At 40.3% G+C, this 12,724-nt stretch carries 11 protein-coding genes; all 11 read right to left on the bottom strand.

Annotated elements, in window-relative coordinates; all coding sequences use genetic code 11:
- Positions 1–1,347, bottom strand: a complete 1,347-nt coding sequence (locus BN6539_RS18030; RefSeq protein WP_067541564.1) for an amidohydrolase — start codon at positions 1,345–1,347, stop codon at positions 1–3.
- A gap of 298 nt (positions 1,348–1,645) precedes the next feature.
- Positions 1,646–3,655 carry a sigma-54 interaction domain-containing protein gene (locus BN6539_RS18025; protein ID WP_067541562.1) on the bottom strand — a complete coding sequence of 670 codons (2,010 nt, stop codon included), beginning with the start codon at positions 3,653–3,655 and terminating at the stop codon, positions 1,646–1,648.
- A 47-nt stretch (positions 3,656–3,702) separates the two neighbouring features.
- A complete protein-coding gene (locus BN6539_RS18020; RefSeq protein ID WP_067541560.1) occupies positions 3,703–4,629 on the bottom strand; it encodes an RpnC/YadD family protein in 927 nt (308 codons plus the stop codon).
- Positions 4,630–4,738: 109 nt separating this feature from the next.
- Positions 4,739–5,176, bottom strand: a complete 438-nt coding sequence (locus tag BN6539_RS18015) for a GNAT family N-acetyltransferase (protein ID WP_067541558.1) — start codon at positions 5,174–5,176, stop codon at positions 4,739–4,741.
- Between the two features lie 4 nt (positions 5,177–5,180).
- Positions 5,181–6,347 carry an amidohydrolase gene (locus tag BN6539_RS18010; RefSeq protein WP_067541556.1) on the bottom strand — a complete coding sequence of 389 codons (1,167 nt, stop codon included), beginning with the start codon at positions 6,345–6,347 and terminating at the stop codon, positions 5,181–5,183.
- Positions 6,348–6,359: 12 nt separating this feature from the next.
- Entirely contained in the window at positions 6,360–7,331 is a 972-nt protein-coding gene (locus tag BN6539_RS18005) for a threonine ammonia-lyase (RefSeq protein ID WP_067541554.1), read from the bottom strand.
- A gap of 283 nt (positions 7,332–7,614) precedes the next feature.
- The gene (locus BN6539_RS18000) at positions 7,615–8,259 is read right to left on the bottom strand and encodes an ABC transporter ATP-binding protein (RefSeq protein ID WP_067541552.1); all 645 of its coding nucleotides are present in this window, start codon (positions 8,257–8,259) and stop codon (positions 7,615–7,617) included.
- On the bottom strand, positions 8,256–10,325 hold the full coding sequence (locus BN6539_RS17995) for an ABC transporter permease (protein WP_067541551.1): 2,070 nt from the start codon (positions 10,323–10,325) through the stop codon (positions 8,256–8,258). Before BN6539_RS17995 ends, BN6539_RS18000 begins: the two co-directional genes overlap by 4 nt.
- 62 nt (positions 10,326–10,387) lie before the next feature.
- Positions 10,388–10,723 carry a hypothetical protein gene (locus BN6539_RS17990; protein WP_067541549.1) on the bottom strand — a complete coding sequence of 112 codons (336 nt, stop codon included), beginning with the start codon at positions 10,721–10,723 and terminating at the stop codon, positions 10,388–10,390.
- A gap of 64 nt (positions 10,724–10,787) precedes the next feature.
- Complete coding sequence (locus BN6539_RS17985; RefSeq protein WP_067541547.1) at positions 10,788–11,363, bottom strand: VanZ family protein; 576 nt, start codon at positions 11,361–11,363, stop codon at positions 10,788–10,790.
- Positions 11,356–12,687, bottom strand: a complete 1,332-nt coding sequence (locus tag BN6539_RS17980; RefSeq protein ID WP_067541545.1) for a hypothetical protein — start codon at positions 12,685–12,687, stop codon at positions 11,356–11,358. The genes BN6539_RS17985 and BN6539_RS17980 overlap by 8 nt, the downstream gene beginning before the upstream one ends.
- Positions 12,688–12,724: the final 37 nt, after the last annotated feature.

Below are 12,724 nucleotides of genomic sequence, written 5' to 3'. Positions count from 1 at the left end.
CTACTTTCTGTCTGCAAAGTTCTCATTAAACGCCTTCTTTGCAGCTTCCACTTTCTCCGGGTGTTCCATCAGTTCAAAGATCGATGCCGCCATAACTTTGCTGGCGTAGAGCATTCCTTTGTATCCCAGGCTGCTTCCACTGGTGGCTGTCGCCTGCCAGGTGTGCATTGGCATGCCGATTGGATTTGTAGCAACGAAGAACATTGCTGTCGGTATCTGCCAGCTCACATTGCCCACGTCAGAGGCTGGTTTGTAACTGATTCGATCTTGTTTCGCCACGCCTCGATGCATACTGCCCTGTGTTTCTACGATTCCGTAATAGGATTTGGTTCTGTCCACAGGAAACTTCCCAATTGTTTCGGCCAAAGTATCGGCAAACTCCATTTCCTCTGGCGTATATTCTGGTCTGGGCACTTCTACCATATTTCGATATACAATATCACCTAATACTTCATTGTAAAGTTCGCTGTAGTATTCTCCTGTAATTTCCGGCTTGACCGTAGTTCCACTCATAAGGGCCGCGCCTTCAGCAATCTTACCGATTCGTTCCACCAGTTTTTTACACTGATCCGTGTTATCGGCTCTAAGAGCATAGGAGATTTCGGTAATTTCTGGAAGAACATTGGAAGTCTCTGCTCCTTTGGTCACACAGTATTCTATAATATAGTCGTCATTTAAGTGTGCTCTCAAATATTGTACGCCGATATTGAGCAGTTCCATGGCTGACACTGCATTGCCGCCCATCTCCCTGTCTGCCGCTATATAAGAAGTGGTTCCTCTAAATCTGTAGGATACATCATAAATGGCGCGAAAAGTTTCCTTGGTGATTTTATTCACGCTTTCAGGATGCCAACTGAAACAACAATCCACCCCGTCAAAAGCATTGGCATTTAGCATCAGCCGCTTTCCTCCAAATCGCTCTTCCGCTGGACAGCCAAAATATTTAATGGTTCCATTGAGAATTCCTTTCTCAATCAGTTCCTTTATTGCAATGGCCGCGGCGATACAGCCGACACCGATTAAGTTATGGCCGCATCCATGTCCTGGATCATCTGCTGCGATGGGTTCTCTCTGAGCTGTCACTTTTTGTGAAAGGCCTGGCAGTGCATCATATTCCCCCAAAAGCCCTATTACCGGCTTTCCATTGCCAAATTCTGCAGTAAAGGCTGTGGAGAGTCCGTTGACATTTCTGACTCTAAAGCCGTTGGCTGCAAGATACTCCATCTGCAGCGAGCTTGCATAAACTTCCTCTAATGCCACCTCCGGCCTTTCCCAAATTTTTTCAGCTAAATCGATAAATTCCTGTGCTCTTCTTTCGATGAGTGAGCTTATATTTTTCTTATCCATAGATTCCTCCAATTTAATCAAATACTGTATGCGCATATCTGTTCTTTGATTGTCAATATAATAAGCAATTTGCATGCCAAGTAAAGAAAGTGTGCATGATGGAATCGTAGATTCCTATGCACACATGTCGCCCGCAAGGGGCGACGCTTCGCAAGATGCTTTCTTTGAAACATACGGAAATTCGTCCTGTGGACGATATTTCCTATGTTATAAAAAAGACCGATTTTACCAGTGTTTTCTGATAAATCGGTCTTTTTCTTTGTTTATAAACGGATAAAACTGTATTTTCATCCATTTATTATCCTTTTTTCTCGTACATTTCTATCCCTTTGTTTGTAAGTTTGATACCGCCTCTCCCTTTGGTGATAGTCACATAGTCCTTTTCACTCATAATCTTGAGAATTCGCTTTAGGTGATGTTCTGTCAGTTGTATTTTCTTTTCTGCAGCAGTACGCAAAATTCGTTCCCTACCCATAGGCCGATAATACAAAGTCTCAAGGAGGAAACTGACAATGATCTGGTCTGCATGAGAAATCCCCTCTGCGTACTCTATCTCTGCCGTGATGTCTGGCTTGATGATGAAATATTCCTCAGGGAGCGCGTCCTTCTCAATCAAATCTCCGCTCATAAATGCCATGTAGTCTACACAATTTTTTAATTCTCGCAGGTTTCCTTCCCATAGACATTTTCTCAAAATAGCGAGAACCTCACTAGATACCTTTTTATATCCATAGTGGCCTTCCTCCAGAAAAAAAGCAATCAGTATCTCCAGATCGTCGATTCGTTCCCTTAGAGGCGGAATGTTCACAGTAAAGGTATTCAGTCTGTAGTATAGATCTTTTCTGAAAGTTTCCTGTGAAATCAGCTTCTTTAAGTCTTTATTCGTAGCCGATATAATCCGTACATCTATAGGAATATTCTCTTCCCCGCCAATTTTCCGTATCTCTTTTTCTTGAAGTACACGGAGCAATTTCGCTTGAATGCTCAGAGGCGCATCACCGATTTCGTCCAGAAAAACAGTTCCGCCATCGGCCAACTCAAAGATTCCTTTCTTTCCGCTTTTTAATGCGCCTGTAAAAGTTCCCGGCTCATAGCCAAAGAGTTCACTTTCTAACAGATTTTCCGGAAACGCTGCACAGTTAACTGCAATAAACGGCTTTGATGCCCTCTGTGAGTTGTTATGGATGGAATTAGCAAACAGTTCTTTACCAGTTCCGGTCTCTCCCAGAAGTAATACTGGATTATCAGAGTAGGAAATCTGTCTCGCAATTTCTATAACCCTGGTGATCGTCGGACTCTTTCCTCTAATATCATCAAAGGTAAACCTTGCTTTCATCTTTTGCTCTGGCAGACGTTTTCTTCCACGATCAACGTCGACAAAGATCACAGTGAAAAATTTGTAACCGTAAAACTGAACAATTCTTTTTTTGATAATGGCTCTCGTTTCAATTGATTTCAGATAAAAATCCGCCTCTTTATTCTCTCCCAGCCTAATTACAAAGTCGTAGAGATCTTTCAAATCGAAGAGTTCCTTAATATCCCGCCCATAGTACTGAGACTTCCCTACCTGAAACAGGTCGGCTATATAGCCGTTCATACCTTTGATATGATCGTTGTCATCCAGTACAATGACGCCGGATTCTGTAAGAAAGATGATATTGTTGAGGATCTCCTCCCATTCACTAGCTACATTGCCAAACTCAATCAAAGAATAATTGACAGGTACCATCTTCTTTTTATACTGCTCCAGTTTTTCAAATTTTCCCACATCGTCTGCATAACAGAGGTCAATAATGTGCTCGAAAATATACGGATGAATTTTCCTGATCCCTAAGCTGATTACGTGTTTCACGGCATCTCTTTGCTGAAAACCTTCGATAAATGTAATCGCATAGTCATATTCACCTGGTAAAATTTTCTTGTCCTCTTCCTCGGAATACGCCACAAAATTCAGGTCATTTTTGATATTCTGCTTAAACTGTGAAATACAGTCGTGCGCAATTTCCTTTGTTGAATTGACAACCAAAACTTTTTCTCTACTGGGAATACTGCTAATCTGGTTAAACTGCTCTTTGCTGAAGGTTCCACTCATATGCAGTATTTCAGCGTTGGTATTGACCAGCTTTCTCTTGATGGACTGCAGCAGAAAATAAGAGGTGGTTAATACGATGTCGCCTTGAATAACTAACGGGTTGTCTTCCATAGCATAACCTAAAACAGAGGCTTCTTCTCCGAAGAAGCCTCTAATCTGCTGTGTATATGCGTCCAACGCAATCTTTTTAATGGTTACTATGGTAATTTTTTTCATGGTGTTTCTCATTGATTTAAAGCCTTATGCGAAGAAAGGAACTCAATCTATTCCCAAAATTCTATCAGATATGCTTCTGCTGTGTCCTCTGAAAGAGTAAGCTTGTCCACCAGCTTTTCTGCAGTTTCCGCTCTGGATAAACCCAGTTCCTTACAGGTTTCAATCAGACTGGCGGCCCCCTTTTCTATACCTTTCTCTATGCCTTTTTCATAGAATTCTTTTGCTGCTTCATTTGCCCTGATTTCAGCGAATTCTTCACTGGTAATCTCATTAAACAACATTCTCATCACCTCCGGGCTATTGCTTTTTAGAAAGTCCCTGAGAATCCCCTCACTGATGCACCGTCTCACAGCTTCGTCAATGGCCTCCTTCAGCTCGCAGCCCTCATCACGGCGCTGTTTCACATATTCTAACAGAGTACTGTAGCCTCGGAGTTTCTCACTTCTTTCCAGAATGTCAAGCGTTTCGTTTTCTCCTTTATTGTACTTCATCTTGACGATTTTTACCACAAGTTCCAAAGAATTTTTTGGTGCTGAATCCAAAAAGCTGTCAGAAAGACGCAGTTCACAAGTATCCCATCTCTCCCTTCCTGTATAAATCACAAAAAACTCCGGGGTCGGGATCTGAATATTGCATCTGCCGTAAAGTTCAGAGACAGATATAATTTTTTCATAAGTCCTCGCAATATATTCCAGTTGTCGCAAAGGCATGTTGTTATTTATGGTTGACTGCGCCTCGCTGAGGACGAGAAACTTCCTATTAATGATAAATCCCAGATCATTCTTAAGTCCAGCATATATTGCATCTTCAAGGGTGGTAAATTTCACCTCCGTGTCTGGTCCGTAATCTGTGCCTTCCAAAGCATTGAACAGTTCGATAGCGTTCTCACGTTCAGAGAACAGCATGTGGAAAACAGTATCCTGATAGTTCCTACGGGGATGTTCGTTCCAACAGCTATCATTTGTATGATTCATCCATTTTACCTCCTTTCGTAATGTAAATTACTGGAAGTATAGCATGGATGTATGGGGAATACAAGCAAGCATTGTAAATTTTTTACAATGTTACATATAAGTTCTGCTTTCACAGACCATAGCATTCCATGGGTGTAAAACGGATACCGTCAGTTACCTGCTCGCAATTTAAATCAGAAAATCCCAGATGGTGATAGACTTCTACAGCATACGGCGAGGAGTTCACCGTCATATGACCAGAGTAATTGTCAGCAGCTGCAAGGTTAAACAATTGTCTGCCAATCCCTCTGCCATGATACTTCCCATCTACAAAGAAAAGCGCAATGTGATTGCCGCTGCTGCGGGTTGCAAGAACACCAAGCAGCCTCCCTCTCTCAAAAGCTCCATATATCTTCAGTCTGCGCACATATTCCTCATCGTGTATGCATCTATAGAAAGCTTCTATTCCCTGTTGTGAGTATTCAGGAGCCTCATATTCCAGAAAGACCCGCCAAGATAAAGCTATGGCAGCCTCGTACTCCTTTTTTCTCAGCTCCCGTATCTCCATTGATTCACTCTCCTTTTTTGAATTCTGCTTTTATCTTATCAAGCAATTCCGGCGTTGTCAACACTTCGGCCCCAGCCAGGGCCAAGGCCTCCGCCCCCAATTTCACGGCTCTGTCCCCTGCTTTTGTTATGGTTGTATCAGCAAACTCTTTTGAATGCAGCTGGTAAGACGGACAATTCAAGCCGATCCATGGGTGAATTGCCGGAACTACATAACTGACATCCCCCATATCCGTCGAGCCAGTGCTGTCGATCTGAGGCATTTCCCCGCCGCCCAACTCTTCGTAATATTTGTTAAAGACTTCCGACAGGGTTTCGTTGGTCACCATGTCCTTGTTGGCTGGCTCATTTCTCCAAATCTTGTAAGTAGCACCTACCGCCTTTGCCGCCGCATCTGCACACCGTTCAAACATATCGCGAATCTGCTCAATCGTCTTCATGTCTTTGGCTCTGACTAAATATTTTACTGCGGCATGGTCTGGAATCACACTGCATTTTTCTCCACCGTCAGCAAAGACGCCGTAAATATTGGTGTCTTTCAGATATTGCTTTTCAAATCCGATCAACGAATAAAAGTGCACAGCAGCATCGAGGGCGTTGATGCCTTCTTCTGGACGGGCACCGGCATGGGAGGATTTGCCGTAAAAGTCAATCTGCCAAGAATCGATAGCCGTAGTCTTTCCACTAGCTTGATTCACTGGATTTGGATGGACAGTCATAACCACGTCTACCTCATCGAAAGCACCTTCCTCTGCCAGAGGTACTTTGCTGCAGATGCATTCTTCTCCTGGCGTACCAAAGAGAACTACTTTCCCGCCAGTTTCTTCTATAACCGATTGCAGAGCAAAGGCCGCACCCATAGGCGCAGCAGCGATGATGTTATGGCCGCAGCCGTGACCCATACCAGGCAGCGCATCAAATTCTGCAGTCAGCCCGATTGCAGGCCCCGGTTTCCTGCTGTCCGCTACTGCTCTGAAGCAGTGATCGATTCCATGAAAATTCTCTGTCACTGCAAAGCCATGTTCCTTTAAGGTTCTGGTCATAAGGGCGTAAGCTTTTTCCTCCTCGCCGCCCACTTCTGGATTCTCGTAAAGATAATTCCTGATTTCATAAAGCTCTGGCAAATTCTGTTCTATCGTATTTAATATTTTCTTCTGTAGTTCACCATTCATTTCAAGCCTCCATTATTCGTTTAACAGTTTGACCATCAAATCTCCGTCTATATTACCGCCGCTCATAACCAGGGCGATATTTTTGCCGGCCACTCGCTCTCTATCGTCCATAACTGCAGCTACTGTCGTTGCACTAGCGCCTTCTACGATGAACTTCTCCTCTTTAATCATATGTTTCACTGCTTTTTTGATGGTCGCTTCTTTTACTTCAATCAGATCATCCACATAGTCTTTTAAGATATCATAAGACAGCTTGCCAACGCCGCCGACCAGGGCGTCACAGATTGTGTCTCCTGTGGTCGGATATTCCTCATAGAATACGTTATCTTCGTAGGCGCGAATCATAGCCGGGCAGGCCTCGGTCTGGACACCGATAATTCTGATATCTGGCTTGATGGCCTTTGCCGCTACTGCGATACCTGTAATTAATCCGCCTCCGCCAATTGGTACGACGATGGTATCAATATCCGGATTTTGGTCGAGGATTTCAACAGCAACAGTTCCCTGTCCACCGTAAATCTTCGGATCGTCATAGTAAGCATCGATGTAGGTCATGCCGTTTTCTTCGATATAAGACATTCCCATAGCATGGGCCTCATCATAGCCGCTTCCCATGAGCATGACATCGGCACCATAATACTTAATCTTGTCAACCTTTGCCTGCGGTGTCGTTTCCGGTACGATGATCTTTGCATTCTTTATACCCAAAAGTTTGGCTGCGTAACTCACCGATGCTCCGTGATTACCGGAAGAAATCGTGGCGACACCCCGCTGCCTTTCTTCCTCCGTCAAGGTTGACATCTTGTTCAGCGCCCCACGGATTTTGAAGCTTTTGACCGTCTGGGTGGATTCCAGCTTGAAAAAGTATTTCTGTTCCTCCGTCCCCAGATAGAGGGATTCCTCAAGAGGCGTCTTGTAGATATAGTTCTTAATTCTCTCGTAAGCGTCATAGACTTCGCGTGCTGTAAATGTATTGTTCATCATTTTCTCCTTTCAAAAACAAAAGCACTCCGTTCCACCCCTCCATAAATGGCCCTAACGGAATGAAATCGGAATGCTATCATATCTTTACCCGGGGGTAAAGAAAGCAATCGTGTTATCTGTTTGTAGTAATTGTACCATGCGCCTAATTCTGAAAATAGAACCGTAGCACATAATTTAGTGATTCTTTCTTTGCGACAACATCATAAGATTATGGAACCATTATAGGCGAAATTTTTCTATTCGTCAATATAAGTATTCACAATCATATATTTATCTTGATGATTTAACCACGAGTTCTAGGGATTTTAACGATCTGAGTTGCATATTTTTCTAACTCCGAATCATGACTTACTAGTATGATTGTTTTGCCTTGTTTGTTAAGTTCTGCAAGAATCTCCATTACCATTTCTTTATTTTCAACGTCAAGGCTTCCAGTAGGTTCATCTGCAAGTATGATAGACGGATTCTTTAATAAAATTTTTGCCAGAGCAACTCTTTGCTGCTCGCCCCCACTCAATTGAAATACTTTTTGATTCAGTGTATCCTCTATATCTAATCTTTTAAGCAGAGCCTCCGCTTTTTCTATGCTCTTTGCATTTTTTCTTATATTTAATCCTAGAATCATATTCTGGAAAACTGTTTTATTTTCCACTAGACCAAAGTTTTGAAACAGGTATGCGATTTCCTCTCGTAGCAGCCGTCTTCCAATTTTTGTATTAAAATAAGGGTTGTGATGTCCATAAATCACGACTTCACCTTCATCCGGTTTTTCCAAGGTTCCTATCATATTTAGCAGGGTCGTCTTCCCACTGCCGCTCTTCCCACTGATCAAAACAAATTCCCCAGGCTTCACATCTAAGTGAAAATCGTTTATCACCTTATGTTTCCCATAGGACTTATTAATCCGCTTTAATTGTATTATCATCATAGTCTGCCTTTCAAAATTTCATTCATATTCTTTTTCTCAAAATATCTGATACAAAACGTCAATGCCAGAAAGTCTGACAGTGCCAATACATAAAACATCATAGGAAGGATGTCCATCCATAACAAAGCTATTGCTATAACCAACCACACTGCCAGCTCTACGAGGTAGATCAAAGAATGACATTGAAAGTAACCGGCACCATTTAACCTTTTTAAGAAAATCTCTTTGCTTTTATTCTCACAATAAAGTGATGCAAAGTATATCAAGAGAAAAGTCAAAGGAATTGTATACAGTATCAGAACTGCAAAGTTTGTAAAAAGGGAATTACTCGTATAACTTATTTCATCAGAAAAGGCATTGCTGATAAAAGGTGTCTCATGAATAAATTTGTCCAACTCATACTTTTGTAAATATGAAGACAATTCCTTTTTCGGATTTTCTGTATCACATTTCAGCAGATATGCACCATTTGATATGATTACCTCCATATCCATAAAGTAGCAATATTGATCATCATATACATACATAATCGGTTTCTTTAAAATATCGCTATATCTTGCATTGGTAAAAGGGTTCAGCGCATAAATCTTCGCATTTTTTTGATATCGAATCACGTTCACATCTTCTTTCGTAAGAACCCTATTTGTTTCATATGCCTTCTCACAAAAGTTGACATCTTCTAATAGCTGCCCTACTGCCTGGTTCACGTCTTCATCTTCTCTAATCAGCATATTGAATTTATCAGGATCAAAATCTCTTTCCGTAATCAAATTCCCCTTCATATCATAAATAGGATTTACCTGCAAATAGTTCCCATTGATTGTTATAACCCTCGACTCTGTATGATATTGCTTATCATCTTTTTTCAAATAGTAGGAGGATGTATTGAGTATAATTCCCTGAAATTTTTTCTCTGTTTCCTTAACAAAATGCTGGCAGTGTTCCCTAAACTTCTGTTCCTCTTCCTCATCAAAAAGCAGCATGTCCGGATCTCTCAGCGTCGTATATACATAACCTTCTAGTTCCTTGTTTATTCTAAGATTACTGTCATTTAGCGTCTTCAAAGTCTGCACTGTAGTGAAAATGGAAGAGGTATTCACGACAAGGATAACGATAATCAGCATTCTCACAATTGTTATAATCCAATATAGTTCTTTATTCTGCGATTGTCCTTTGATATTTCTTATAGAACATTGCGCATAGATATAAATACATGATAGAAAATATGCAGCTATTACATATAGTAAAAACTTTAGCAGCTTTCCCCCGGCAATTTCAATATATAGCAGCAACGTCTCTTTCTCCCAATACAAAACAATGGCAGCTGCCACGGTCCCTATCAAAATCACAGATATTACTGTCATCAATTTAAAGTCTTCTCTTATCTCTTTTCTAAAAACATTCCAAAATGAAAGACCGTTGATTTTTTCTATTGCAATCTCTTTACTTTTATGAAACATATGAAACAAAATTGCAGTAAATAAAAAGATTCCTAAAATAATCTCGATTAACTGCAGAGTACCAAAACTCAACTGATAGTTTTTTTTGCTTTGGTGGGAAGAAATCAAGTTTGCAGTAATATCCTTTTCTCGTAACTGAGAAAGCATTTCTTGGCTTTTATTCTGATCGACATAAAAAACCAATTTTTCCAACCCGTATTTTTGTAAGTCAGTAAGCCGATATATCGTATACTCTATGAATAAGTTGCATCCGTATATTTTTTTTGAGCCTGTCAACGCCATCGTTGAATACAATTCATTATGGCCGCCCATCTCCAGTGAAAGATTCAAGAATGACAGATCATGTCTGGTAGCATAAACGTTTTCGCTATATTTATCCTTTGTATAGTCATGGGTGACATAAAAAATATCCGTATCCTGCATCTCTGCTTGTTTTTCTAAGCATACTAAGTACTCTTTATTGCTCATTTCTTTTGGTTTTTCAATCGAAATAGATGCCTTGCCGTCATATAGGCGCATATCATTATCAACAGTAAAATTCCATAATGTGCAGAACAAGAGAAAAATCAAATTCAAAGTAAACATCACATACATCAGTTTTTTCATAAGACATCTCCAGCGACTATCAAAGAGGATTTGCATAGTAACAAATCCTCTTTCATACTAGTTTACAACAGCTTTCCGTACTTAAACGTCCATATGTACCATGTTCCATTTGGCGTAACTCTACTTAAAGCCGTGCCACTTGGACCAAGAAGGCTTCCGTCAAGAGTAAAGGTTTTTGCCCAATTACCACCGCTTGCGGTAACAATCTTTGTGTCGCCGCCTTTAATAGAGGACCTCGCTTGATGTCTGTCTTCATGTAGGGATTCAGCCCACAAAGCTGGTCCCTGTACATATCCAATAAAGATAATTACGCTGCCTGCTTTTGCAGTAACGGCTGCTAAACTCAAAACCATCACAATACAAATAGCTAAAGTCATAAATACTGTATTTTCAATCATAACCTCCATTACATTTTAGAATGTAACAAAATCCTGTCACATTTCCTACACCGAATACAATACTCTACAGCCTCTTATTCAAATGATCTGTAATCGCTACAAAATAATCAAAAAGCCAACATCCAACAAACGCACCAAGTGTATTAAGAAAAACATCCATGACGTCTGCTAATCTTCCACTACATAATTGGATTGATTCAATTAGTACCGAAAACAGCAAGCAACAGATAACGATCTGCACTTTTTTGTATTTATCCTTCCTGCTGATCCACATTGTGAAAAAGGCAATAGGGACAAATAAACCAATATTACCCAGCCAGTTTACAGTAGCATGGAAACTCCCTGCAAAACTAGCCAGCAGAATATTTGACAAAAAACCCTCAGGGTCAAAATGAATTTGCTCATAATGCAGCAGGCGCTTTATATCAAAGTTGTCAAAAAACTCTTTTGAATAACATGTTGCCGCTAGCGTAACCAGAATTGATGAACAGAGAAGTACAAATGCTAAGTCCCCTAAATATACAGAACTTTGACACGTGCTTTTTTTCTTTCTAATGAGCAGTCCCAGGATAACAAAGGGTATCGCTGCAAAGTACATCGGATAGGCCTGCAAAAATGTTGCCGTAATCAACTCAATCATCCGGTTCCTCCTCTTTCTGCATGCTCTTCCCAATCTGTCTGCACAGAATCATGCTGCCCATAATTATGATACACATCAAAAACAATCTGACCCAGCTTTGCGGATATGCAATGTAGTGATAGTCAAAATTTTCGTATCTTCTTCCAAATATCAATGCACAGATACTGTAAGAAATGATATAGGAGGCCATAATATTGCTGATAAATTTGATCGTTTCTCTTGTCTTAAATACGATCCCTCGATAATTCACCTTCACATCTACAAAGACCCTCTTCCAGAAGAAGGCAATTATCAAAATACAGATTGCCCCAATTATAGACACAATATAAAGAAGGATGGTTATCTTTCTTGACATTGAATTATCTATATTGATTTCCTTTTCTTCCACATTATGTTCTTTATCATTTTCTACAGTTTCGGCTTTTTCTCCCTTTAAGTATGTATAAGTGTTTTCTATACTTTCGATGTCTAGAGCAAAATTATATTTTTTGCTGATTCTATTCAGTTCCTCAATAACCTTCTCAAAATCCTTCAGTTTATATATTCCAATATAGCCCTCGTCTTTTTCCAGCATCATGATGATATTGTGCTTTTTAGCTACTAAATTTTCTCTATTGATTTTAATATCAGGAAAAACCATATATCCATCAAGGTTCATCTCCATATTTGGAATCTTTAGACTGGCGCCTTTCTTCATGATACCGACAATCTTCACTCTGATATTGGCTAGATAATATCGGATATTTAAAATGTCTCCCACAGACAGGTTTTCTTCAAACGCACTACCAATAACAACCGGTATTTCGTCCTTACAAGTTAATGAAAAGTCACCATCAGAAAATGCTTGTCCCTTTACTGTCTGATCTGCAATCTGATCTGCAATGTTTTTTGATATCTCAAAGGAATTCAAAGATGTAATGAGTTCCCGTGTCTCAGTATCTACCTGATTCCTATATTCTTCCCCAGCAACAATTGTTTCCTGTTTTCCTTGATAATTTCCTACATAGTAGATAGAAGGTTCTGTCACCTGATAATATTCAAATACATCGCTGCTATGCAACGTATTATTGATTTCAATCAGATCTGACAAAACATTTTCTCGTCCCATAAACTGCGATAAATCATATCCCTCAGCCCTTCCATATAAGTCCGAAAGCGGGACACTGAATACGGGTGATACATTTTCTTCAACTATTTCTGGCTCAGATGACAGACCTACAATTCTTAAGTTTCCATAATATGCAAGGGAAGGTCCAATCGTAACTGCAAGCATTCCCACTAACAATAATAATCTGACCAGCAATTTTTTATGATGACTTTTCATTGCTCATACCTCTTTAGAATTCATAGTATACTGCCGA

Source organism: Emergencia timonensis, from assembly GCF_900086585.1.
Classification (GTDB): Bacteria; Bacillota; Clostridia; order Peptostreptococcales; family Anaerovoracaceae; genus Senimuribacter; species Senimuribacter timonensis.
The sequence above is the reverse complement of the archived record's forward strand: the minus strand, read 5'-3'. Positions and strand labels throughout refer to the sequence as shown.

Coding starts and splice junctions, on each gene's coding strand:
- BN6539_RS17990 (WP_067541549.1), bottom strand. CDS start 10,723: ATGATTGAAAATACAGTATTTATGACTTTAGCTATTTGTATTGTGATG.
- BN6539_RS18005 (WP_067541554.1), bottom strand. CDS start 7,331: ATGATGAACAATACATTTACAGCACGCGAAGTCTATGACGCTTACGAG.
- BN6539_RS18015 (WP_067541558.1), bottom strand. CDS start 5,176: ATGGAGATACGGGAGCTGAGAAAAAAGGAGTACGAGGCTGCCATAGCT.
- BN6539_RS18010 (WP_067541556.1), bottom strand. CDS start 6,347: ATGAATGGTGAACTACAGAAGAAAATATTAAATACGATAGAACAGAAT.
- BN6539_RS18020 (WP_067541560.1), bottom strand. CDS start 4,629: ATGAATCATACAAATGATAGCTGTTGGAACGAACATCCCCGTAGGAAC.
- BN6539_RS18025 (WP_067541562.1), bottom strand. CDS start 3,655: ATGAAAAAAATTACCATAGTAACCATTAAAAAGATTGCGTTGGACGCA.
- BN6539_RS17980 (WP_067541545.1), bottom strand. CDS start 12,687: ATGAAAAGTCATCATAAAAAATTGCTGGTCAGATTATTATTGTTAGTG.
- BN6539_RS17995 (WP_067541551.1), bottom strand. CDS start 10,325: ATGAAAAAACTGATGTATGTGATGTTTACTTTGAATTTGATTTTTCTC.
- BN6539_RS18030 (WP_067541564.1), bottom strand. CDS start 1,347: ATGGATAAGAAAAATATAAGCTCACTCATCGAAAGAAGAGCACAGGAA.
- BN6539_RS17985 (WP_067541547.1), bottom strand. CDS start 11,363: ATGATTGAGTTGATTACGGCAACATTTTTGCAGGCCTATCCGATGTAC.
- BN6539_RS18000 (WP_067541552.1), bottom strand. CDS start 8,259: ATGATGATAATACAATTAAAGCGGATTAATAAGTCCTATGGGAAACAT.